Below are 24,880 nucleotides of genomic sequence, written 5' to 3'. Positions count from 1 at the left end.
GACTAAAAATGTCTATGTATGATAGCAGTGAGTTTTTCAAAACCTATTTCGCTAAAGCGAGTGAAAAATCCATACTTATTGACTTAATGAGTACTCGCTTTTCTCCTCCTTCACAGGAGCTCAATATTTTGGATTTAGGTTGCCATGACGGCACATTAATTAAAAAAATAATTGATGCTTACGGCAGTAGAATGCCTGCAAAAGTCGCTATAACCGGTGTAGAACCAAGTGTAGATGCGTTATTAGAATATTCCAAAAATCAATTTACTATTCCCATTCAAACGAACACCTTTTCTGGAACTGCTGAACGCTATTTTTTAGAAAATTCAGGTAATGAGTATTTCAATTGGGTTATCGCCTCCCAATGTCTTTATTGGTGTTTGGATTTACTTTATATCGTTAGGAAAATAGCAGATGCTGGAGAGTCAGGTTTAATTGTATTAAGAGGGCATCGTGGAATTTATGAAATTCAATCACATTTCAAGCATTATATAGGAAATCAAAATGAGCAATTTTATACTGCAGATGATATAGAGTCAGCACTACTTAGCCTAAATATACCCTTTGAGAAAGAAGTTAAAACAACATCCATCCTCCTACCCCATCAAGGCAGTATGGAGATGAAATGGCTTATTGCCTTTTTTCTACAACGAGACAAAAAAGATATGAATGGTGATATTTGGCAGGAAGTTGAGTCTTGGATTTTAGCAAAAACTTCAGAAAAAATGACACATGATGTATGTTTTTTCTGGTTAGGAAAGGCGATGCTCAATGGGAGTAGCTAAGTGTAATAACAATAAAAAAGTAATTTTGCAAAGAAGCCTATAAGACAATCATTTCATCTTGCAGTGCCAACGGAACCAGGGCTTTTCTTTATCCTCCAGGGAAAAAGAAAGACCTGCCCTAATTTCTTAAAGATTTTCTATCCAGCTTCATCAATTCGAATATTAATAAACTGCCAAGGGTCACTTTGATCAATATTTTTATCATTTGAAGTGTCTCTGCCCTGTAGAGGCGTCCAATCGGTATAATAGCCGGCGACTTTACCAAGATAAGGATTGGCTAAACTCAAAATATACTCATGGTCCATATCTTCAGGTTCTATAATCCCACGTTCTGGATTTTTAATAGCCCAGATCACACCTGATAAAACTCCAGCGGCAACTTGTAAGCTTGTCGCATTATTATGCTTAACTAATTTTCGCGCTTCATGGATGGACAGATTAGAACCATACCAATAAGCTCCTTTTTTATTTCCCATTAATAAAACTCCGAGTTCATCGGTGCCATCAACAATTTCATTTAAAATAATTCGTTTTTCTTTTTGAGGGATGTATTTTCTTTGCACGAGTTCTTTTAAAGATAAAATAGCATCAGGGCATGGATGATAAGCATAATGAACTGTTGGTCGGTAATACACTTTATTATCTTTTTTTAAAGTTAAATATTCTGCAATAGATAAAGATTCAGCATGAGTAATTAACAAACCATTAATAGGGCCAGAGTTAGGGGTCCAGGTACGGACTTGGGTCTCTGCTCCTGGCCGACTAAGATATATGCCACAATTTGAGCCAAAGTTGTAATGATTTGCATCACGAGGCCAGTGACGTTCATGGCTGCCCCAGCCTAGTTCAGCAGGTCGAAGCGCCTCAGAAATTAAGGCATCCACTGACCATGTATTGATAAATTCATCCGGTTTTTTATTTTGAGAAGTAATTTGCGTATCATGTTCAGAAATATGTATGGTTTTGATATCAAGATCATGGGCCAATTGTGCCCATTCCACAGATTTTTGCGGTAGTTCACCTTCCCACTCATTATCTTTTGCCACATTCCATAAGGCTTGTTTCAGAAAGTGAGATACCAATCCAGGATTCGCTCCATGGGTTAAAACTGCGGTAGGACCCTGTTTTTTATGTTGTAATGTAGCATCACGTAACGCATAATTAGAAAAGAGTTGATTCTCATCGCTACAGCGTTCTTCCCAAGGCTCAGCGGCTGCATCCAAATATAATATTTTATTTAACTGGCAATATTTTATTAAATCAATAGTGGATACTCCTACGGATAAATTTAGCAAAAAATCTCCAGGTTTAAGAATAGAGGACAATAGTTCTTGGTAATTATTTTCTTTAACCGCACATTCTTTGAATGAGACGCCATAATTGTTTGCCACATCTGCTCCAAGATTATGTTTTGACAGGATGTGGATTTGCGATGGATCTAATTTAAAATATTGGAATAAAAGAGGTAATATTGCTTGGCCAATGCTGCCGAATCCAAGAATGAGAATTTTATTTTTAAACACTATTTGAGCCGTAGATTGATCCATAAAGTACCCCTCAAATAGAAGCATCTATTTGTAATTATTTGAAATAGAGGTATAAATTGAGCTACCCCACTATATTTTTAGTATAGCTCACAAAAATAATCTGATTTTAAAATTTTAACTTAATATTTTCGTTGCTTGAAAATAATCAGGAGAGCGAAGTCGGAGTTATAATAAACTTAGTACACTCAATAAAAAGGGATTTAATAAATGAAACGTTATGAAATGTATATTGATGGAAAATTTACTTTAGCCCAAAACGGGGGCACTCGCGATATTATTGATCCCGGTAATGGCCAATTGCTTGCAACAGTTCCAGAAAGTACCAAAGAAGATGTTATGCTCGCAATCAAAGCGGCACGCAAAGCTTTCGATGAAGGTGATTGGAGAAAAACATCAGCGCTTGATCGAAGTAAACTATTATTCAAAGTTGCTGATTTAATTCGCGCCAATGCCAAAATGTTAGCAGAGCTGGAAACGCGAAACTGTGGAAAACCTTTGGCAGAAGCAGAGTATGATGTGACCGATGCCGCCAATTGTTTTGAGTTTTACGCAGGTCTCGCTACTAAAATTCATGGCGAAACGATGTCAGTTCCGGCGAACTCTTTTAGTTATGTGGTACGCGAGCCTATCGGTGTGTGCGGACAAATTATTCCCTGGAATTTCCCACTACTTATGGCCGCTTGGAAACTTGCTCCCGCACTTGCAGCAGGCAATACCGTCATATTAAAACCTTCAGAATTGACACCAATAACTGCGCTTGAGTTATTCAAACTGATTGATCAATGTGGATTTCCAGCAGGTGTCGTGAATCTCATTACTGGTCCCGGGATGGAAGTAGGTGAAGAATTATCCACTAATTCGATGGTGGATAAAGTTGCCTTCACTGGTGGAACTGTTACCGGCAAAAAAATAATGCAAGCCGCTACGGGAAATTTGAAGCGAATATCATTAGAACTTGGTGGAAAAAATCCAAATATTGTATTTGCAGACTGCGATCTGGAGATGGCAATTGACGGTGCTCTTTTTGGCGCTTTTGCCAATCAAGGCGAGGTATGTTCTTCTGGCTCCCGCTTGATAGTTGAGCGCTCTATTCACGAAAAAATCGTGGAAGGAATGTTGAAAAAAATTCCAAATATCAAGCTAGGCCATGGCTTGGACGATGGAGTAAAAATGGGTCCATTGGTTTCAAGTGCGCACCGCGACAAAGTAGAACATTACATCAAGATAGGGATTGATGAAGGTGCAAAATTGATCTGTGGCGGGAAACGCCCTACAGGTGAAGTTTTTGCAAAAGGAAATTTTTTGGAGCCAACTATTTTTGATGAGGTGAAGCCCACAATGCGCATCGCTCGAGAAGAAATTTTTGGTCCGGTACTCGCAGTCATTCCTTTTGATACGGAAGAAGAAGCAATTCAAATTGCAAACGATACCGATTATGGTTTGGCAGCCGCTGTGTGGACTAAGGACCTTACTCGTGCTCATCGAGTGACCTCGCAAATTCGTGCCGGTATTCTTTGGGTAAACCATTACCATCCAACTCATAATGAAATGCCTTGGGGGGGCTACAAACAAAGTGGAGCTGGTCGTGAGTTAGGTTTGTATGGAATCGAAAGCTATCTTGAAATCAAGCAAGTGAATATTAATCTGGATGACACACCAATTGGATGGTACTAATGAATCAAATACATATTAAAACGCAAATACCAGGACCAAAATCAAAAGTATTGATGGAGCGGCGTTATAAACATGTTGCTCGCGGTCCCTTTCACGCTACACCCATCTTTGTGGAGCGGGCAAAAGGTTCGTTTGTAGAGGATGTAGATGGAAATGTATTTTTGGATTTTTCATCTGGAATTGGAGTGGTAAATACAGGGCACTGTCCCGATGCAGTAGTCAATGCAATCAAGGCTCAGGCTGAAAAATTCATGCACACGAGTTTTAATATTCTTCCCTATGAAGGCTATATCAACGTGTGTGAAAAATTAAATGATCTCACACCTGGACATTTCGAAAAAAAATCAATCCTGTTGAATTCAGGAGCTGAAGCTGTAGAAAATGCGATTAAAATTGCTCGTGCCTATACCGGAAAACAAGCAGTGATTTGTTTTGATCATGCGTACCATGGCCGCACTTACATGGCCATGGCACTTACAGCAAAGAATAAACCCTACAAGCATGGATTTGGTCCATTTCTTGCAGAAGTTCATCGTGCTGCCATTCCGTATGAGTATCGTTGGCAGGGAAAAAATTGTGTCGAAGAGTGTTTTAATGATTTTTCTGAACTGGTTAATTTTCGCGTAGGTGTTGAAAATACCGCTGCAGTGATTTTAGAACCCGTGTTAGGGGAAGGGGGATTCATACAATTTCCAGTTCCATTTTTACAAAAACTTCGTGAGTTTTGTACGGCAAACAAAATTGTTTTCATTGCAGATGAAATTCAATCTGGTTTTGGACGTACTGGAAATCTATTTGCGATGAAGACAATGGGAGTGGATCCTGACCTTACTGTATCAGCAAAGGGACTGGGTGGCGGAACAGTGATCGCTGCTGTCACAGGAAAAGCTGAAATGATGGATGCTGCAATGGTGGGCGGGTTGGGCGGAACCTTTGGAGGAAATCCACTAAGTTGTGCCGCAGCTCTTGAAGTATTCAAAATCTTTGAAGAAGAAGGGCTTTTGCAACATGTCACTCATCTTGCAAAAGTACTTCATTCCAGGCTTTCTGGATTTAAAGAAAAATATAAAATAGTAGGCGATGTTCGGGGGTTGGGTGCGATGCAGGCGCTCGAACTTGTGGAGGATAAAAGCACAAAGGCACCAAATAAAGAAGCGGCGGACAGGTTAACACGATTTTGTTTAGAGCATGGACTGGTAATTCTTAGTTGCGGAGGATACGGAAATGTAATCCGTCTCCTCATGCCGCTTTCTACTGAGGTAAACGATTTGGAAATTGGACTTTCTATCATTGAGGAAGGGCTCAAGACATTATAAAGAAGGGATAACATCGTCGCGGAGACGTAGGAATAGCGCCTGGGCTGGTTTTTCAGCGATGTGTATAAGATTTAGTTACTTGCAGCCAGGATTAAACCAGAAGCAGAAAAACAGGGTTATTAAGCTTTTTAAAAATATCCCTCTAACTTGAAAAGAGAATGTATTTTTAGACACCATAAACTTAGAAAAGGTGCTTAGATGAACATTACGGAGATTCATATTGCGCAATTAACTATTCCATTAATTCGCCCATTTATAACTGCCGTAAGACGTACCGAATGCGTTGAGGATGTGGTGGTAATGATTAAAACGGATAGTGGCAATTTGGGTTATGGTTCCGCAGCATCAACCCCAGCCATCACTGGAGACAGTACGGAATCTATTATCACTGCAATTAAAACCATGCTTGGTCCACAGTTGATTGGACGAAGTATTTCTGAGTTGAATTTATTACTGCAGATGAATAACCAGGCTATAGTAGGTAATACTTCTGCGAAAGCTGCCATTGATATCGCCTTGCATGATTTATTTGCCCAATATTGTGGTTTACCTCTTTATAAATTGCTGGGAGGTAACACGAACAGCATGAGCTCGTGTATTACTATAAGCGTTAAAGAGATCGGCGCTATGGTGCAGGATGCTATTGACCTCGTCAAGCAAGGGCACCAAACAATAAAAATAAAATTAGGATTAAATCCAATTGAAGACATCAGGCGTGCCCAGGCTATTCGTCACGCTGTAGGTAATTCCACCACGTTACTTGTAGATGCCAATCAGGGGTGGTCTTATGAAGATGCCTTAAAGGTTATTGATTCATTAAAACAACAGCATGTGAATATCTCTTTGGTCGAGCAACCTATTAGTGCTCAAGATTTACTGCATTTAAAAGCGATTAACGAACAGGTTGACTGTCTTATCATTGCCGACGAGGCTTGCTTTTCTCCCGAAGATACCCTGAATATTGTAAAAATTAATGCCTGTGATGGCATCAATATTAAGTTGATGAAATCGGGTGGTATTGCGAATGCTCAAGCGATTTATAATATTGCTAAAACAGCACAAATGAAAATCATGGTCGGCTGTATGCTGGAGTCACCCATTGGCGTTGCTGCTGTAGCCAGTTTTGCTTTAAGTAAGCCTGATATCCTCTATGCGGATCTTGATCCTATTTATTTGATTCGTGACAATTATATTCTTGGCGGGGCACAATGCCTTGGCAATAAAATTATTTTGGCAGACAAACCTGGTTTGGGAATTGAAGGTATTAGCCAAGGATTAAAGCAGATTGGAGTGATCCATTAATGTCTTTTTACATTCAGTTAGCCAGTTTAGCCATTATTGTTCTTTATGTCGTGATGTTATTCCGCAATGTTGATGCGTTAATAGCGACTGCTCTCTGTGTGGGACTGGGCTATTTGTGGAATTTAAGCAGTCCAATTGACATTGGCAACTCTATGGCCAATGCTTTAGGCTCATTCATGGCCTTAGTTGGTTTTATTATCATGCTAGGCCATGGCTTAGGCGAGATCTTAACGCATACTCAGGTCAGTCATACTTTGGTGCACCAAATTGTTTATGGGATTGGGATTAATACTCAACGACGGGCTAAAATTGGCATTGTGCTTTCATCTTTTATCATTGTAGGGTTGCTTGGTACCTTGGCTGGAGGATTAGCTATTTTAGCACCCAGTTTACGCCCTATTGCGGGTTCTGTTGGATTATCACGACCTAGTTTGGCTGTGTTAATGCAGGCTTCAGCGGAAGAAGCGTTAATTCTTGGGCCTTTTGCCCCTCCAGTAGTGGCTTTACTGGGCATTACCGGACTAAATTATGAGGCTGTACTTCTTTATGCATCTCTTCCCGTGGCCCTGGTTACCTTAATGACTACCTGGTTTATGGCGAATCGATTACAACGAACGTATGCACATGAATCTTGCGAAGAAGAGGATACTTCAGAACCATTTGTGCCCAGTAAACAACAAAAGCGCGCTACTTTGCTCTTTTTGATTTCCTTTATGGCCTGTGTGGTCTATGGTTTATTTGCTCAGGCAAAAACCACCTATGTTATTTTTGTCATGTTATTTCTAGCGCTTATTACTGGATTGGCGAGTAAATTAAGTTTAAATCAAATTTTTAAATTGTTAGTTGAGGGAATGCGAAAAAGCCTGCATCTCTTCTTTCTGTTTATTTTATTTGATCCTTTCATGGTTTTAATTCATCAGGCGGGAGGATTTAGTGCCCTAACAGAACTATTAACTCCATTAATTAATTTAGGTGGCAAACCGGTATTATCGATGTTAATTGGGTTCACAGGTGCTTTTGGCATGCCAGGCGCTGCGGAAGCAACCATTAAAATGCTGCATCAGCTCTTTTATCCTAGTGTGCTTCAGATGCAATTGCCCATGATATCGTTCGCTTTGTGCCTGGTTTTTGCGACCCGTGTTACTAATTATGCCTATCCTGGTGCTAATATGTTTGCTGCAATGGGTTTTGCTGGCAGCGAAAATGTCAAAGCAATGATACAAAACGGACTCACCGTGACTGCGGCGCAAGTCTTATTTCTAATTGTATATAGCTTATTCCTATAATTCTGAGTAGAATTTTTCACAGAAGAAACGGAATGAGCGCCTTTCTTTCCTGAGGATAATTGGAAAAATGGGACCGATACCAACGATGATGCGTGATCGCCCGAGGAGCTAAATTGGCTATTGTCCACAGCGTAAAAGAAAAACCAGCAAGCGACCAAGTCGCTACACCCCAACCAATCCATTCGAGAATTTCACCAAAGTAATTTGGGCTGCTTAAAAAACGAAACATGCCCCCGTAGGGTATTTGGTAGGATCCAGGTTTTTTATTTTTATTCATGTCAAACAAAATGTTGTCCGAATGTTGATTGATTACAAATCCCGAAACAAAAAGTAGCAAACCAACGATAAAATGAAGTGATTGCAACGTTGACAAGGTAATTTCTTGAAAATGAGTGAGCCAATAGGCATTTACAAAACCATTCACCGTCGTAAAAAACGTGGCAGATATCGTGATAACTATTGGAACCTGTTTTGCATTATTTAAGCGAAACGGATAGATTAAGGAACGATAGACGTAATGGAATTGCCACATTACAAAAAATACCCAGGTATAGGCAGATGGTTTTGCCATGAGAAAAACAACCAAAAAAGTGATCACCGATGGCAATTCCATAAAACACCAAGAAACATGTGCAGGAATTTTAAGTGATTTGCTCTCTTGCTCATAACGTCCATAAGGTGCTCGTTTGAAAAAAAGCGTGAAAAATACGATAACGGCCAAGGTACTCCAGAAATAAAGAAATAAAGTGAGATTGTTTTGCGTCATAATTTTATTTTGCCAGACAGTGAAAACCAATGAAGAGTATCATGGATTGTTGTTTCGATTTTTGTTTTTTTATACCCTAATTCCTTTTCAGCTTTCGTACAATCTACTGTTGGTGGATACATCAACGTTTCAATTGCGTATTTGGTAAAGAGCGGTTCTGTATTGGTGATTTTAGAAAAAAACTCCATGAGAGGTACCGCAAAGTAAAGCATATTTGGGGGGAGAAACAAACGAGTCATTTTTTTTTGTCTTACAGTAGACATCAATCTGACTAAATGATGCATGCTTATGTCGTGGCCGCCTAAGATGTAGCGCTCTCCAGATTTGCCTTTTTCAGCAGCAGTTAGTGCGCCTTGAACCACGTCACGAACGTCAACAAAATTAAATCCTCCGCGCACCAAAACAGGGTTGTATCCCTTGTATATTTTAATTATTGCAGTGCCCATGAGGGATAATTTATAGTCATTTGGGCCAATTACTCCTGTGGGATTAACCACAACTGCATTTAATCCTTGCTCACAACTATCAAGCACTATCTTTTCAGCATGGGCTTTAGATTGATCGTAAATATTCACGGATTCTAAAACAAGAGGGGAATTTTCATTTAAAATGTGAGCAGTATTGGATTTTTGATGACTTTGGATTAGTGTGTGAATGGAGCTAAAATGAATTAGCTTTTTTACTTGATTTTTAAGGCATGCACTGACTACATTTTGGGTGCCTTGAATGTTGGTTTTACGGACTTCTTCTGCTTCTCGATTTGTAATTGCAATTTTCGCGGCTAAATGAAAAACGGTATCAATATCTCGAGTAGCATGATATAAAGACTCCGGATGTAAGATGTCTCCCTGGCATACCTCCAGAGGAAAATGAGTGAGGTATTTGGGTAGTTCACTTCGCACAAGTATTCGCACAGCATATTGTTTTCTAATAAGCTCAGGAATGAGGTTATTTCCAATGTGTCCACTAGCTCCTGTGACCAATATTTTCATGGTTTTAGAGTCCTTTTAAAAACATCAGGAGTCGGTCTTTGTAAAAACGAACAACCGAGAGAACGACACAATCCCTAAGCGGTCGGCATCGACCAGGGCATTTACAGTCCCTGCAATGAACGTGTTGTAGAAGTCTGAGAATCCATTTGGAAAGAGGCGAACCGTTTCAAGGCCGAAAATCGCGCTTCCCACTATCTGAGAACGAAGCGCACCAGCTAAGAGCTTGTTTTCGGTAAAAAAATAGCTCCACCCAAGATCTTTTGAAGTTTCTGTTTCAGAGATCAGGTTTAGGCCTACGCTGCGGGCCGCATCGATCAGATCTTCACTCGTGTGCAGAGGCGGCATACCCGTTACAAACTCAATCCGCTCAACCAGCGCGCGATGCTGCGGGTTGTCCCTATCGTATTTAGATGTCAGAACTGCATCATAGACTACATATCGTGCATTCGGTTGCATTACACGATGGACGTTTCCGAATACCTGGGGAAGCAGATCCTTGGAAATGTATTTAAGTGAGTAAATACTATATGCTGAGTCCAGGAAATCATTAGGAAACGGCAAGTTTTGGGTGTAATCTCCTTGGATGACTTCGCACAAGTGATCCAGATTTTGTTCACGGTTGAGGGCATTCGCCCGCTCTACTTCAGCCTGAGACAAGGTGACCCCAAGCACTTTCCCCTGAGAATGACGGGCAATATCACGTGCTGCGCCACCAAGGCCGCAGCCCATATCGAGGGCTGTTTTTCCGGGTAAAAGGCAGAGTACTGCATTGATCCGTTTATGCAAGTTCGAAATGGTCTCCTCGCGTGATTGTCCCACATGATCGGGCGGATAAAAAACCCAACTGGTGCCATAAGCAATTTCAATCACCTCCGCCATGAGGTCATAATAATGGGAGGCAACGACTGCATGATTGTGAGTTTGCTTTGCAAGAGAGAACAGGCGGTCGTGCTCTTTGACAAAAGACCCCAGATCCTTCCGTCTTAAGAGGAAGCGTAATGTCTTCATGTAATTGATTAATAGCGACATAGGTTTCGTCCTTGAATTGGAACACACACAACAATATTGTGTTCCCTATTGTTTCTATTATTTATAATCTAGATGAAATAGCATAAGTTATCAACTCACTTTATGGAGTGTAGCCTAGTTACTTGCAATCAGGCTACACTTACTGGAAATTAAACTATAGAACGTATAATTCCTCCATCGACCCGCACGGAAGCTCCATGAGTTGTAGAAGCTAAGGGGCTGGATAGATAAGTGACTGTATTAGCGATTTCCTCTGGTGTCGCAAAACGCTTAATAAGTGAAGAGGGACGTACGGTTGCAAAAAACTCTTGTTCTACTTGCTCCGCTGTTTTGTGTTGCGATTTTCCCAAGCTATTTATAAATTGGTTAACTCCTTCGCTGCGAGTCGGTCCTGGAAGGACTGAATTTACCGTAATATTAGTTCCTACAAGGTTTTCTGCTATTCCTCTGGCAACAGCTAACTGTGCTGTTTTGCTCATACCATAATGCACCATTTCACTTGGTATTTGCACTCCGGACTCACTGGAAATAAAAATAATTCGCCCCCAATTATTTTTCAACATGGATTGCAGGTAATGTCTGCTTAAACGTACTCCACTCATTACATTAACATCAAACATCTGAAACCATTCCTCATCGGAAATATCTAAAAATGGTTTGGCATCATAAATTCCAGCATTATTAATAAGAATATCTACTTCGGTAACTTCTTCTATTAATTTATTTATTCCTTCCTTTTTACCTATATCAGCAGCTGCTGCAATTAACTGAGCATGAGGCGTATTTATTTTTATTTGTTTTATCGCTTCGTGTACTCGTTGTTCTGTTCGACCATTGATTACCACCACAGCTCCTTCAGCGGCAAGTTGTTGTGCAATAGCGAGTCCGATACCTGCAGTAGAACCTGTTACTAATGCCTTTTTATTTTTTAATTGTAAATCCATAATCATCGCTCCCTGTGTATTAGTATTTTCCTGCACGTGCAGCCTGGTTGCTTGCAACCAGGATTTACCCGAAGTGTGTAACAGCGTATCAGGTTTTTACCACTGTAACCAGGCTGCACATGCGCCCTCCGTTATCTTTAATTGCTGAAACCAATGATTGAATTATATAATCCTTGCGTCATATCTCGCCCTAGCGATTATGGAAACTTATTAGGATATAGGATTGAAACATGAAAATTAATCACAAGATGTGTTATATAATGGCCGTTCTCTCTTCATCAACCATAGCTGCGCCAAGTAGTGCAACTTTATATGAGAAATTATATAGATTGGCAGAGAAAGTTTATTATATAGAGTACTCATTAAATACAGAGCAGCAAAAAACCATCGAGGTATTGGCTGATCAAATGGAGGCTGTAATTAGTTATCCAAATAATATTAATTGTGGAAATAAGTTAAGCGTACTGCAAGAGTCCTATAAATGGGCTTATAGTGCAAGTGGTTTAGATGCAACTTCGTCTGAAGCAGAAAAGTTTGCTACAGAAGTATCTAATAAAGTATGCCCATTAGCCTATTTTAAAACATTTCAACTTTCTTATGATTTCGCTTATAAAAGCAGTGGCATGGATAAAACCAGAAGTGCTGCCAAAAGCTTTGCTGCTACAATAAGTGATTATGAATCGAGTAGTTTTTATACAAAAAATTCGGTTCAATGCTTTATTGATGGCTATAATTTTGCTTATTCCAGTGGTGGTATGAATAAAACAAGAGCTGCTGCAGAAGAATATGCTACTAAACTATGCTTAGGATAGAATCCCTATAAGTCGAATAGCCTATATAAGATACGGGCTATGGTCTTTTAAGCAAAGGTATCCTGGTTGCAAGCAACTGAATCTTCTACACATCGCTGAAAAAACAGTCCAGTCCTATTCCTACGTCCCGCTCACACGAACAAGTCGTGGGAGCGGGGTGTAGGCAGGAGTGTGATCAAGATTCAGTTGCAAGCCAAAACCAGGAGCAAACTGAAGCAGTGAAACAGGGTTGTCAGGCTTTGCCAAAGAGGATAGCAAGCATAGCCTATTGATCCTATATGTCACATGGCATACAATTTGGTCATTTTTAATCCTTCGAGATATTCATTGAACTTTTCCATTCTTAAATCCAAAACTCTAAGTCTATTAAATTATATTTTTATTGTTAGTGTTCTAACTGTCTGTTTATTGCCCGGTAATTCCATTGCCGCACATATTGAACGATATGACTTCGGGGATATTTCCAATAAGGTTACCAAAATTTGGGAGCCTGAAGTTGCTCTTTATGTTGCGAAACATTTTGCCTCTGCACATGGTTTTAATGAACAACATGTTTCAGTCACAAAATTAAAAGCAGGAGCAGCAAATAATTTTATCTATCTTGTTTATATAGATAATCAAATGAAATTTGTTATAAAAGGGCTTTCATCTAAAAAAGAAGCAGAGTCTTTGTTTGCATTACAAAACTATTCCAAACTACACGCGATTCAAAATAATCCTGAAGCGGCTACCATTTGTTTAAGCAAATTAATTCAGTATTACACAGTAAAAAATGATATAAATAATTATTATTTTGCCGTTCTTGAAGCTGCTCAAGGAAAAGAACTTTTTAAAACAATGAGTTATGAACTGCTGCACAATAAAGATATAAATAAACTTAAAGATATTTTTTATAAAATTGGTCGTCAAACCAGTGAATTACATAAAAGTATCATCGGTGCTGAGCAATTTATATCTCCAAGAAATCTGCTGTCGGTAATTCATGATGATTTTCATCCGGAAAATACGTTTTATAATATAGAAACAAATATTTTTTCTTTAATTGATAATGACAGTATGGGTGAGAGTATTTCTAATCCTTTGCCAATTGTCAGGGAAATTTATGGAATATATGAAGTTCCAATAATTAGATGGCCCTCAGAAAAAATTACAATTGATCTTTTAAAGGATGCGGATCCTCATGACATAGCAAGTATCTATTTTGAATTGGTTATGGGAATGGCGGCGGTATATCAAAACACCCAAGATGCGAAAAACGTGTTTATTAATAGCATTATTGACTTAAATAATATGGCAATTGCATTTCTAAAAGATCAATATTCCGAATCATGGATGTTATATCCTACCGATAAAAATGAGGATCATATTGTTTGGGGCAAATTATCTAAGGCAGTAAATGATCCTGTGCTTGCTGAAAACTATATATCTAAATTAACAATAATCAATAACGACTTAAGGTTAATGGGAGGCCAGTAAGCATAGCCTGGTGCAAGCTACCTTAAGGCACAAGATTGAGTCTTTAGACCTAATATAATAGCTAAATACCGAAGATTCTTGGGTCACAATGACCTGAGGTATTGTCACATTTTTATTTAAATTTCTCTACGTACTGCGCTTTATGCGCAGTACGTAGGCGAAAAAATTTGTAGGAGGATTCTTATCAAAAAACTGACGATACCTCCGGTCAAAATGACTCAATCTACGTGCTCCCAGGGCTTTAACATATTTGATTTACAAACAAAATACTCTATAAAAATTAAATTATTTTGAGTCCTCCTCAAAATAACTTGCGTATTTATCCCATGAGTTCTCTTAAGCAGGGATTAACTTAAAAGGTATCCTATATACTCCAGGACCTTCTTCAGGGCATCCTGCTCCGCCTATTTTAATACTTCGTTGACCAGAAAAACTCCCGTCTCCGTTCGATGTAAAAAATTCGAATAAAGTAGATTTGACTTTGTTGCCGTTATTGCAAATGAAGAAGTGAGCAGCCTTTAATTCCCAGCGATTATTATTCCAGTGATAGTCTATGTACTTGGGAGCACCAGGAGGAGCATACAGGTTCGGTGTATGGGCCACACAACCTGCTGCGTTACACACAGTGAAGAAATCTTCCTTTTGCTTGGTGGGGCGGTTGTTAGGATTAGGTTTACCATTAAATGTTTGTTTTGCTCGATCCAAGTGTCTAATGTATGAACCATAAATGGGGGCAGGTATTGAAGAAGAAGCGGCAATCGCAAATGAGGTCACTGCGCAAACGGATGTTACAAGTACAAGTGACTGTGCGCAAAATGCAAATCTGTTAGTCATTGGAGTTCCTTCTACCTTTTTTATATTAATGATTACCAAAGTCCATTGTAACAATATTATGTGATCGCAATTCAAGCGGAAATTTTTATTTTTAAATTTTTCATAAAAATTAATAAATTAAGTAGCATAGCCTGTTACCAAACAATGAAAATACTTTCTTCACGAGCAAATTCCAAAGCATGTATAGTCTGATTCTTTGTTTATGTTTAGTTAATCCTAAAATCAATATTTATGCCATACTATAAGAAAGGAATGCGAATCAACTTTGAATAAGTCTAAAAAAATAAACAATTGTTCTTTCTTGATATCCTAAATATTAATATCTACCGAGGAACAAATTATGTTTATTTATACTGCAAAATTGTATATAGAAGAGAAAACTATAGATGAAAGAAATAGTGATGATTTAGAAGAGCTGTATCTCTGGATGATGGCAAAGGCGCATAATCAAACCACACATTATAATGGCTCTATTATCAATAATAATACTCACGAAGTTGTAAGAACTTTTCAGAGCTCTTCAATAGAATAGGCAAGTGATTTAGGGTGCTTGCAACTAGAGTTCCTCTCTAACTATGCTCATGGCATTATTTTGCTGCTTCTGGTGGTTAAATCCTGGTTCACGTAACCAAGCTTGTATCTTTAAAAGCAAGATAAATTTTCATTAAAAGCTTGCTTGTTTTTTAAGACAGTATCTACGATTGTTGGTGATGAGGAACTAGTGCGAGCTAAGACCAAAGATTATTAAATCTATTTTTTAGATCACGGAAAATAATATGTGGAGGCAATGATGCGGCTGTTTCATTTGCATACATTGAGATCTTATTTTTAATGGCAATGAACTTGTTTTGTTGTGTTTCCGTTGTTAAATCGATTTCTTTTACTTGCTCTAATAAAGTCTTAACTAATTTATCATCTTTTACATCTGAAACAAGGAAGTATGAATTACCTGTCCCATCGTTTATTCCATAGTAAAACTTTTTTTCGTGTTGGTAGGGAAAATGTTTCGGATTTTTACTTGCATATTTCAAGGTAGTGGAGGTAATAAAAGGGTCATCTTTTTTTATAGGGAAGAAGCTCGAGATAGAATCTGTTTCATTGTTAACAGATAAAATAATTTCATTTTTATTAGATACGACATAAACACCAAATATTTTCATTAAAGCCTCTTCCTAGAATGATACAACTTACTTTAAGATTTTTAAAAATTCCAAAACGAACAATGCAAAATCCTCATGTACCGTAACGAATTACAATGTTCTATATCTTGATAATGCTTATATGGAAATAAGTAATTGCTAAATAACTTCGGTGTGGATTAATTGTCAATGCTTGCTTAAGTAATCGTACACTACGAAACTCTATAATAAATAATGCAAATTATCAAATAGTTGAGCTTTTTGACTGTATATTTTCCTTGCCCATATACTCCGTTCTTTTGAGTAAAAGCAAGTTGGGTGGGTCAATTCGACCCGGCATAAAGAGATAATAAGTTCATAGCTTATGCTGTTGCAGCCAATATTCAAGTAAGCCGACTTGCCATAGTTTAGAAATACCTGAAGGGGTAAAATTTTTTGTTGCGCTTGTAAATAGCTCTTGAACTGCTTGTAAATTAAAAATGCCTCTTTGCTTGATTTTTTCAGGAGAAAGTACATCGCGCATTAACTCTAAGGTACTTCCTTCTAAATATTTCAATGCTGGGACAGGAAAATATCCTTTAGGGCGATCTACAATTGGTTTAGGAAGCATTTTTCTTCCAAGTTGTTTTAAAATATATTTCCCTTTTTGCGGTAATTTATATTGAAGGGGCATGGAAAGAGCGAGCTTGAGCATTTCTTCATCCAGAAAGGGTACTCTTGCCTCAAGACTTGCTGCCATGGTCATATTATCAACCCGACTTAAAGGTCCATTTGCCAATGCAAAGGTACTTTCATATCGAAGCAGATTATCAATTGGATTTTTAGAATTATTTTTTTCACAAAGTTTAATTAGAAAATCAGAAGCATGAAATGCAGTGTGAAAGTCTGGCATTACAAGTTGCTGATATTCTTGAAAGGAACGATCGGCTACTTTGTTAAAAATTATTTGCGCTGACTGTGACGGTAATACTGGGTTTGCATGTATATTTTGAAACCAATGATACCCTGCGAAAATCTCATCAGCACCTTGGCCTGAAAGTACTACTTTAACGTGTTTGGCAACCTCATGAGAGAGAAGATAAAAGCCAATATTGTCATGGCTTAGCATAGGTTCTGACATTGCAGCAATACAATCTCCCAATGAATAGGCTAACTGCTTGTTTGAAATGAACATTTGCCGATGGTGCGTATTAAATTGTTTCGCAACCAGATTGGAATAGAAAAATTCATCGCCTTTATTCCCTTTTAAGCTATCAAAACCAATAGAGAATGTTTGAATTTTTTTATACCCAAGTTTGGAAGCCATCGCCACGAGCAATGAAGAATCCAACCCTCCAGAAAGGAGAATGCCAATAGGAACATCTGCTGCTAATTGGCGATGTGTTGCTGATTTTAATACTTCATAAGTTTCTTTTATCCAATAATTTTCATCACGATAATGATCGGCTTTTGTATTATCAAATTTTAAGTCCCAATAAGTCTCTTCTTCAATTTTACCATCAGGATGAATAGTCATGATGGAGCCTGGAGAAAGTTTTTTTACACCCGATAAAATAGTAAGCGGCTCAGGGACTGCATGAAATGTAAGGTAATAATGAAGCGCAATTTTATCAATTGATGTATCGACATCACCAAATTCAATTAATGCAGGTAAGGTGGATGCGAATTTAAATCCATAATTTGCATCAGCGCTGTAATAAAGCGGTTTAATACCTAAACGATCACGGGCAAGTATCAATTTTCCCGTCTTTTGTTCCCAGATTGCGAAAGCAAACATACCAGAAAAGCGGTGCACACAATCTTTCCCCCAGGCATGATAGGCTTTAAGAAGTACCTCAGTATCACTGTTTGAAATAAAAGAGTATCCTTTAGATTTTAAGACTTCACGCAACGCCACAAAATTATAGATTGCTCCATTAAAAACCAATGCCAGCCCTAAATCCGAATCAACCATAGGTTGCATTCCACGATGAGACAGGTCGAATATTTTCAGCCTTCTGTGTCCAAGCGCCATGCCTTTCGTAAGATATATTTGACCATCATCAGGGCCGCGGTTGAACTGCTTCAGCAAAGCTTTTTCCAGATTAAAAAGAGGAATATTTTTTTTATTGAATTGGAATTCGCCAGCAATACCACACATAGTCCCCTCCTTTTTATAATTTTGCGGTTAACGCGTGAGATTCATCTGCCAGGGTAACATCGGTTTTTAAGGGTTTAAAAAATAATAGACGTGGCTGCCCATTAAATTTAGTAAATTCTTGCTGTTCCTGATTTTTCAGTGTTTTTTGTAAAATTTTTTTTGAGCCTTCATTGGAGGGATGAGCTGTAGCAACAATTTCTTTAATATTCTTTTCTAGGGTTTCTTTGTCACTCTCAGAAATAATGTGTTTAATAAATTTTTTTCCTAAGATTGCAATTTCAGTTCCATAGCCTTTTCCCCAAAACGCTTGATCAATAATATAAATAATCTCCCCAACATTAGGATGACCAGTTCCTACCTTCGAGAAATCTTTTAAAGAATGTTTTATATGGAGATAACCAATAAACTCTTGCGTAGCAGAAAGGTAAATTGAAAACACGGAGAACTTGTTACCCGAGTTCCAACATTTCGTTTCATCTTGGATAAACTCTTCTACTGCAGCAGGCGTCCAGGGTTCTCCTTCACCAAACAACCGTGTATTTTCAGGATTTTCTAAAAGATGAGTGTATTTATCGACTAAAAAACGCACTTCATCTTGGTTAAGGGATTTTGCCACCAACCTTTTTGAGCACATTGTATATTGATTCAATTCACTTTTAATAAGTACATTACCTAGTTTTTTTGATGTATAGGTTACTTGTTTCATAGATGTCTTCCTCGACTTATTTTTATTAAAGATTCGCTTATTGGGCTGCTATGTAAGAACCGATTCACATTGGTATTGAGGAGTTTGTAATAAAAATTCGTTTACGTTGTGCTTGACTATCTCTTTAAGACAATCATGATGGGCAAATACTTTTCGTTGGCGTTCGGAACTTGTACCTGAGTCCATGATCATTTGCAGAGTAGAAAAATAATTTTGATAGCCTAACTGTTTGATATATGGGGTTAATTTTTCAATCCATTCATTGATATCTTCACGCATTAACTTGGTTTTTCCCTCCGTATTCATGACTAATTCAGCATCCAAACCATAACGAATCGCTCTCCATTTATTTTCCCGAGCAAGCCAATAAGGAGGGTAGGCAACTGATTCAAGCCAACTTCCATTATCAGCAAACCAGTGAGCAAGAGTATGAATCAATGCAACAAGCGCCAATGTTTCTGCAAGTGTTGCCGCGCCATCACATACACGAATTTCCAATGTTCCAAAGCCAGGACTTGGTCTTAAATCCCACCATAAATCTTTAAGCGATTTAATCGAACCGCATAACTTTAATGTTTTATATAAGTTTTCGAAGTCTTGCCACGTACGGACATGGTAGGGTTGTCCTGCAGTAGGGAGAGCCTCATAAGTAGTAGGACGACATGACGCAAGTCCGGTATCAATTCCTTGCCAAAAAGGAGAGCTGGAGGACAGCGCCAATAAATGAGGTAAAAAATACATGAAAAAATTATTAAATCGAATGCACTCTTCACCACTGGACATACCGATATGAACATGCAGGCCATATACGCTCATACGACGTGTAAGCCATTGATTGCGATCAATTAACTCCTGATAACGCATCGTAGGAGAAATTTCCCAATCCGCATATTTAGAAAATGGGTGGGAGCCTGTTGTTGAAAATAAAATTCCCAAATTTTTTGTTATATCTTGTAGTGCAGCAAGTGTTTTATAAAGATCCTTTTCAACCTCCTGGGTGGTAATACATTTACCTGTATTCACCTCTATAGTACTTAAATAAAACTCGGGCTTAATTTTTTCGAGATGGGCTGTGGCACTTAGTACATCAGTAGCTCTTGAACATAAATTATAGTTTTCAGAATCGATGAGTTGCAGCTCAATTTCTACCCCTAATGTTAAAACACCATTACTTTTAAAAAAAATTTCTTCCTGCTCCGATGTGCAAGCTAATTGCGCAGCATTCTTAGTTGCTTTTAAGAGATTGTTCATTTGATTATCCATTTGATAATCCTCCCTTGGTTAATATTTTTTAGCGAGTGCTACTAATTGGCGTATTGAAAGTTACTTCCAATACTGTTTTTGAGAAGATTTCTCTAGCTATCGAAAACTCAGATACTACAAATAACACCCTGATTTTTTATTTCTGTTCGAATTATTTGTATTCAAATGATTGGTCATGGTAACGGTTAAATAAGTTCATTTCAACCTTTGCAAAGCAAGTACAAAAAGACCCTTGATAAAGAAAGTTGATGATGAAAGACAAAATTGCCCCTGCGCATGCATATAAAAACTTTGAACTTGGACAGATGCTTTTTTTCTGAATGCTATATTTATAAAGATACCTAAAATTTAGCTGATTTTTTTGAAATGAACACTTATGGGGAAGTTGTTCCACTGGGCTCCAATCCCTATGAGGTGGTAAGTATAAGGGGTAGGAAGCCCAAATTTTTGCAAACGGAGCCCGTTCAATGAGCATAGAGCATCTACAATACCAAATCATTATTAATTGAAAGGCCCCTTTGCATTAAGTCAAATAAGGAGGTGTATGATGAATATTGATTTAGGAAACGCAGATGCTGCAGTTGGAGTTTCTTTTAGTGTAATCAGTGATTTTCTTCGTGAGTTAACTCGACTTGGCCGACTCCCGGAGCGTCTGGAGTTTGATCGGGACATTGGAGGACAACCTTCTCATATTATTGTTTTGCTCGATCCACTAGAGTTTGCAATGATAACCCAGGGACCTGATTCACCCCGGAGTATATTCCGTATTTTGGGAACGATCGAGATACGACCGGCCTCCGACCCAAACGCAACTCCATTGACTATTCCTCTTGATGCGGCAGCAAAGTTAACAGTTATCTTGGTAGATGCCGAGCCAGTTGCGGAGATCGGTTTTCGCTATGATGGAGTTGACGGAACTCCTTCACCTGCAGAAATCGCAACCGATATTGACAATTTTATGAATAGTTCCGAAGTACAAGACATTCTTACCAATACACGACTTCCACTAGCCGCTAGCCTCGTTAGTGGTTTGAACAACACACGATTCACTGACCCTGATACTAGGCCTGAAAATTCTGAATGGAATGTTGCGCTCACCTTAACACCAGCTGCTTCTGACAGTGTCGATGCTTTCGTTGTATCAGCCAGCCCACCGCAAACTCCCGCAACATTAATAATAACAGAAAGTTTCGTTACACCACGAACCGGGCTTGCTATTGCCTATAACAGGAATTTTCTGGATATGGTTTTGGAGCGGGGTGCAGAAGCCAAAGTGGGGCAGCAAGTCGACGGTGCTGAGGTAACATCTCTGTCCATGTCGATGGCCAATAATGGAATTCAAATAACAGGACATGTGGTGCGGGCGATTGATACACCTGTTATCGATGTCGCTCCTGATGTGGATATCGACTTCGATGGTGTGGCTATCCCCCAGCTGATTCGTGGTACGACAGGTATGACGATGGATACATCCGGGATTGATGTTGATGTGGATGATAGTGATGAGATCTTCTATGGTGCGCTAAAATGGGTAATAACGATTGGGGCATCGGCGCTTCTCTTCACTGGAGTGGGAAGCTTAGCTGCTCTAGGTATTTTATTGTGGGCAACGCTTGTGCAGAAAGTTTGGAACGGTGCAGTGGAGCTTGACAATGCTCCGAATGTGCTCCGCGACAGTTTGGGTGCCGGCCTTGGCGCGCAACTCAGCTTGCTTGCCGAGTCTCTTGATGATTCAACTCCTGCCGGAGAGCTACGCGTTGATGGTACGCCTGATTCAGCTTTAGTAGTGAATGGCAATATGGTTTTATTTGCTCAGGTTATTATTCGCTCGATGATGGCACGGCTGCGCTCAGCGGAATACTCTCGCAAGTTACGACGCTTCGTCATTTTTGAACTGGACGACAGACGAAAGTTTCGTGCACAAGAATTGGCCAGATTAATGAAAGCGGGTAAGATCGTTGTATCGGGTTTTCATCATGTCAGCGGAAAATATGTCAGATCCGATCATGATAATTCGGCGGCCAATAATTTGCTCAAGGTATTTAAGTCTAATGAGACAAGGGAGGTTGTCGTGAAAAATCTTTGATGCAGTTGTTGGCAGCCTGAAGAAGGGCCGATTTGACTACATGAAGTATAGCCTGGTTGCAAGAAACGGTCTCTTGATCACATCTTTGTCTGCGGGGTCTAGTTTTTCAGCGATGCGTAGAAGATTTAGTTAAGCAAGCCAGGCTACATTTGGATTATTGGGCATTAAATGAGCTGCAAAACGCACAAATTAATATTTTCTTAATCAAAAAGGATTATAATTTTACTTGGACTCTTAAGGGGATTTTCCTTATGCCATATCCAAAAATATCAGCAGCGCTTAATAACTGCCCACTTCATGCGATAACTCCTGAGTTAGTGCAGGAAATATATCGTTTTGCAAAAGATGAGCATTATGATAATCACCATAACGATGCTTATGCAGAGCTAAAAAATAGTTTTGCCAGATTTTATGGCTTTAATCCGCACGCTTTTTCCTGGAAACACTTTGCGGGTATTCTAAAGCAGTATAACCCTTTTGATATTCAAATCATGATGGGGCCGGTACTTCGTGATTTTATGGCGGTTCAACTAAATAAGCCGGGAATATACGAAAAACTTCCTCCCAAAGCAGGTAGAGATAAAGCAGGTGCTATTAGGGAATATACAGAAATAGATCCGGGAACTGCTCGCTATATAAGCTTAGATCAGGATGATTTAGCGATTCTCGTCTGTAATCCATTAGGATTTAGCCTACACTATATCCCGCAAGAAGGGGCTGAATTTGCCGCAACAATTGATCCGACTATCCCACTTTCAAATCCACAACGTATAACGATTTGCCATACTGGAAGCCGTTTAGGTGCGTCACATGGCGGGCATTGGGAAAGGACAACTGATGAATTAGAACGAATAGAGTATAAAAAGCATAAAAGCACACAATTATTGCACTATTTACCATTACTAGGCCATGACGCTCAAGTAAATCCTACCGGATTCAAGTTATTGAAACAGCACGTCCAATTAAGCGCTCGTAGGCTTAATGGAGCTCATGTTGATACTGAGCTTTGCGCCTTATATAACGCGGCTACTCTCATTGAAAAATATCTAAAAAGTATTCAAGAGGTGCCTAAAGATTTAGCAATAATGTTATTAGGACCTGCTTTAGAGCACAATGAATATGTCTGGGAATTTATTGAAGACTATGAGTTTGAAGAGCATGGCTTTGATAACCAAATCGTAAGTTGGCTCAAAGCGGAAGAAGAATTTGAGAAGCCAGTTTTAAGAGCCGAAAAAGAAGAGTTAGCCAGAAAACTGGCCGAGCCTCCAGCCCTCATAATTCCAAGCCAATTACCCACTCCCTATGGAATTAAGGGAGAAAGAAAATTCTATAAAAACCTTGCACTACTCAAAAATAAAATCGCTGATTTGGACGAGCGAAAAAGTAAGGCCTTGGTGGAAGCAGACGGTGATGAAAACGATGAAGACTATCGTGCACTTCACAATGCTTGGGATGTTGCTACAACACTTCAGCAAGAGCTTAAGAACAAAGCAGATATATATTTTGCAGATCCAAACCCAGAGACCTACAAAACATTTAAAGAGCAATCTCTAGGTTTGATACGTGCAGCCCATGATGTGCTTGATGCACATCGAGGTTGGTCAGAATTTCTCGTAAACCTCACTCTTGGTATCTTAACTGCAGGAGTTGGAGTAGTAATTAAAGGTTTGATAAACTGGGGATGTAATCGTTCATTTCTTTTTGTACATCAAACAAAATCCAGCCAATTACTTGATAAAATTGAAGATGTCGTTGTTAATAAAGCTGATCCACAAAATCCAATAGAAGAGGATGGTGATCGTGACTACTATAATCCATTATAGAAAAGTAGCCTGATTTAGCTGCAGGGCTTGAGTTTCGCATTTCACCCTTAGCTTTTTTTATCAAGAGTTTTCAGTATGCTGCAGGCATTGAATCATGCAATCCCTGCTCTACCGAGTTGAAATTGTGGTTGCAAACAACCATACGCTACAGGAATTCAATTAAATTTTCTTTAGACAGTTGCCTAGTTAAAATTTTTTCAGTCTAAAGAACGAATTGCGAATAATAAGCTATATTTAAATTACATAATCAAAAGGAACTGATATGGAAAATACAAATAATATTGTGCTTCATCCCGACACAAAAATCATGCAACGTCACTGGGGATGGTTTTTGGGTTTTGGAATTCTGCTCTTGATCTTTGGTATTATTGGTTTAGGAATGGACATCTTCTTAACCATAGTCAGCATGTATTTTTTTGCTGCATTACTTATGATTTCAGGATTATCACATTTTGCTGATGCTTTTAAACACAAAGAATGGAAAGGTACGGTTTGGCAGATTCTCGTTGCAATACTCTACCTTATCGGCGCAGGTATAGTTTTGTATGATCCTTTATTAGCGTCAACCATTATTACTGCGTTACTGGCATGGACGCTTATCGTGATTGGCGTTGTCCGCATTAGCATGTCCGTATCCTTACGGAATACAAAGGGTTGGGTTTGGATCTTATTTGCAGGGATATGCTCCTTAATACTTGGTATCCTGATTCTGTTACACTGGCCAATTAGCGGCTTATGGGTCATCGGATTGTTTATTGCGATTGATATGATCATCAGCGGTTGGACTTACATTTTCATAGCAATATCCTTACGCAGAACCAAGTCGCTTTAATTGCCAATAAGGTTTAGCCCTAACCTGGTTGCTCACAACCAGGTTAGGGCTTGCTGAAAATAGAGAAGCATACAAAACATGACAACAACAGGAAGCGTGTTGTCGGACGGATCAGCAAAAAGGCGACA

General features: G+C 38.9%; 21 protein-coding genes. 11 read left to right on the top strand and 10 right to left on the bottom strand.

Annotated elements, in window-relative coordinates:
* Nucleotides 1-8 precede the first annotated feature (8 nt).
* Nucleotides 9-785 (top strand): class I SAM-dependent methyltransferase, encoded by a 777-nt coding sequence (locus tag DY223_RS15630; protein ID WP_058460495.1) that lies wholly within the window; start codon nucleotides 9-11, stop codon nucleotides 783-785.
* Between the two features lie 137 nt (nucleotides 786-922).
* Here DY223_RS15630 and DY223_RS15625 read toward each other — a convergent pair whose 3' ends face one another.
* Nucleotides 923-2,332: a saccharopine dehydrogenase C-terminal domain-containing protein gene (locus tag DY223_RS15625; protein WP_058460496.1), complete on the bottom strand. Its 1,410-nt coding sequence runs from the start codon at nucleotides 2,330-2,332 to the stop codon at nucleotides 923-925.
* A 207-nt stretch (nucleotides 2,333-2,539) separates the two neighbouring features.
* Between DY223_RS15625 and DY223_RS15620 the strand changes: the two genes are divergently transcribed.
* From DY223_RS15620 to DY223_RS15605, 4 genes are all read left to right on the top strand, one after another.
* Nucleotides 2,540-4,006 (top strand): aldehyde dehydrogenase family protein, encoded by a 1,467-nt coding sequence (locus tag DY223_RS15620; protein ID WP_058460497.1) that lies wholly within the window; start codon nucleotides 2,540-2,542, stop codon nucleotides 4,004-4,006.
* Complete coding sequence (gabT, locus tag DY223_RS15615; protein WP_082642478.1) at nucleotides 4,006-5,322, top strand: 4-aminobutyrate--2-oxoglutarate transaminase; 1,317 nt, start codon at nucleotides 4,006-4,008, stop codon at nucleotides 5,320-5,322. The genes DY223_RS15620 and gabT overlap by 1 nt, the downstream gene beginning before the upstream one ends.
* 198 nt (nucleotides 5,323-5,520) lie before the next feature.
* Nucleotides 5,521-6,624: a dipeptide epimerase gene (locus DY223_RS15610; RefSeq protein ID WP_058460499.1), complete on the top strand. Its 1,104-nt coding sequence runs from the start codon at nucleotides 5,521-5,523 to the stop codon at nucleotides 6,622-6,624.
* Nucleotides 6,624-7,910 carry a Na+/H+ antiporter NhaC family protein gene (locus DY223_RS15605; RefSeq protein WP_058460500.1) on the top strand — a complete coding sequence of 429 codons (1,287 nt, stop codon included), beginning with the start codon at nucleotides 6,624-6,626 and terminating at the stop codon, nucleotides 7,908-7,910. Before DY223_RS15610 ends, DY223_RS15605 begins: the two co-directional genes overlap by 1 nt.
* A gap of 16 nt (nucleotides 7,911-7,926) precedes the next feature.
* Here DY223_RS15605 and DY223_RS15600 read toward each other — a convergent pair whose 3' ends face one another.
* The 4 genes from DY223_RS15600 to DY223_RS15585 form a co-directional block, all read right to left on the bottom strand.
* Nucleotides 7,927-8,676, bottom strand: a complete 750-nt coding sequence (locus DY223_RS15600) for a methyltransferase (RefSeq protein ID WP_058460501.1) — start codon at nucleotides 8,674-8,676, stop codon at nucleotides 7,927-7,929.
* Nucleotides 8,673-9,668, bottom strand: coding sequence for an NAD-dependent epimerase/dehydratase family protein (locus DY223_RS15595; protein WP_058460502.1), 996 nt, complete (start codon nucleotides 9,666-9,668; stop codon nucleotides 8,673-8,675). The genes DY223_RS15600 and DY223_RS15595 overlap by 4 nt, the downstream gene beginning before the upstream one ends.
* Nucleotides 9,669-9,692: 24 nt before the next feature.
* On the bottom strand, nucleotides 9,693-10,697 hold the full coding sequence (locus DY223_RS15590; RefSeq protein ID WP_058460503.1) for an SAM-dependent methyltransferase: 1,005 nt from the start codon (nucleotides 10,695-10,697) through the stop codon (nucleotides 9,693-9,695).
* A gap of 149 nt (nucleotides 10,698-10,846) precedes the next feature.
* Nucleotides 10,847-11,641, bottom strand: coding sequence for an SDR family NAD(P)-dependent oxidoreductase (locus tag DY223_RS15585; RefSeq protein WP_058460504.1), 795 nt, complete (start codon nucleotides 11,639-11,641; stop codon nucleotides 10,847-10,849).
* A 230-nt stretch (nucleotides 11,642-11,871) separates the two neighbouring features.
* Here DY223_RS15585 and DY223_RS15580 point away from each other — a divergent pair, with 230 nt between their 5' ends.
* Together DY223_RS15580 and DY223_RS15575 are read left to right on the top strand one after the other, a co-directional pair.
* Nucleotides 11,872-12,453, top strand: coding sequence for a hypothetical protein (locus DY223_RS15580; protein WP_058460505.1), 582 nt, complete (start codon nucleotides 11,872-11,874; stop codon nucleotides 12,451-12,453).
* Between the two features lie 285 nt (nucleotides 12,454-12,738).
* Entirely contained in the window at nucleotides 12,739-13,929 is a 1,191-nt protein-coding gene (locus DY223_RS15575; RefSeq protein WP_058460506.1) for a hypothetical protein, read from the top strand.
* Nucleotides 13,930-14,265: 336 nt separating this feature from the next.
* Here DY223_RS15575 and DY223_RS19010 read toward each other — a convergent pair whose 3' ends face one another.
* Nucleotides 14,266-14,763, bottom strand: coding sequence for an MBOE_33420 family protein (locus DY223_RS19010; RefSeq protein WP_131744470.1), 498 nt, complete (start codon nucleotides 14,761-14,763; stop codon nucleotides 14,266-14,268).
* A 340-nt stretch (nucleotides 14,764-15,103) separates the two neighbouring features.
* Between DY223_RS19010 and DY223_RS15565 the strand changes: the two genes are divergently transcribed.
* The gene (locus tag DY223_RS15565) at nucleotides 15,104-15,295 is read left to right on the top strand and encodes a hypothetical protein (protein WP_058460508.1); all 192 of its coding nucleotides are present in this window, start codon (nucleotides 15,104-15,106) and stop codon (nucleotides 15,293-15,295) included.
* A gap of 196 nt (nucleotides 15,296-15,491) precedes the next feature.
* Here DY223_RS15565 and DY223_RS15560 read toward each other — a convergent pair whose 3' ends face one another.
* The 4 genes from DY223_RS15560 to DY223_RS15545 form a co-directional block, all read right to left on the bottom strand.
* Nucleotides 15,492-15,923 (bottom strand): hypothetical protein, encoded by a 432-nt coding sequence (locus DY223_RS15560; protein ID WP_058460509.1) that lies wholly within the window; start codon nucleotides 15,921-15,923, stop codon nucleotides 15,492-15,494.
* A 334-nt stretch (nucleotides 15,924-16,257) separates the two neighbouring features.
* Nucleotides 16,258-18,042: an N-acetylglutaminylglutamine amidotransferase gene (locus DY223_RS15555; RefSeq protein WP_058460510.1), complete on the bottom strand. Its 1,785-nt coding sequence runs from the start codon at nucleotides 18,040-18,042 to the stop codon at nucleotides 16,258-16,260.
* 13 nt (nucleotides 18,043-18,055) lie between these two features.
* Nucleotides 18,056-18,748 (bottom strand): GNAT family N-acetyltransferase, encoded by a 693-nt coding sequence (locus DY223_RS15550; protein ID WP_058460511.1) that lies wholly within the window; start codon nucleotides 18,746-18,748, stop codon nucleotides 18,056-18,058.
* Between the two features lie 48 nt (nucleotides 18,749-18,796).
* Nucleotides 18,797-20,011: a carboxylate-amine ligase gene (locus tag DY223_RS15545; protein ID WP_058460512.1), complete on the bottom strand. Its 1,215-nt coding sequence runs from the start codon at nucleotides 20,009-20,011 to the stop codon at nucleotides 18,797-18,799.
* Nucleotides 20,012-20,555: 544 nt separating this feature from the next.
* On the opposite strand from DY223_RS15545, the gene DY223_RS15535 reads away from it, so the two are divergent.
* The 3 genes from DY223_RS15535 (at nucleotide 20,556) to DY223_RS15525 (ending at nucleotide 24,752) form a co-directional block, all read left to right on the top strand.
* Nucleotides 20,556-22,097 (top strand): hypothetical protein, encoded by a 1,542-nt coding sequence (locus DY223_RS15535; protein WP_131744469.1) that lies wholly within the window; start codon nucleotides 20,556-20,558, stop codon nucleotides 22,095-22,097.
* Nucleotides 22,098-22,348: 251 nt separating this feature from the next.
* Entirely contained in the window at nucleotides 22,349-23,920 is a 1,572-nt protein-coding gene (locus tag DY223_RS15530) for a hypothetical protein (protein WP_131744468.1), read from the top strand.
* A 262-nt stretch (nucleotides 23,921-24,182) separates the two neighbouring features.
* On the top strand, nucleotides 24,183-24,752 hold the full coding sequence (locus DY223_RS15525; RefSeq protein WP_058460516.1) for an HdeD family acid-resistance protein: 570 nt from the start codon (nucleotides 24,183-24,185) through the stop codon (nucleotides 24,750-24,752).
* Nucleotides 24,753-24,880: the final 128 nt, after the last annotated feature.

It is taken from the genome of Legionella bozemanae, assembly GCF_900450575.1.
In the GTDB taxonomy this organism is placed as follows: Bacteria; Pseudomonadota; Gammaproteobacteria; order Legionellales; family Legionellaceae; genus Legionella; species Legionella bozemanae.
The sequence above is the reverse complement of the archived record's forward strand: the minus strand, read 5'-3'. Positions and strand labels throughout refer to the sequence as shown.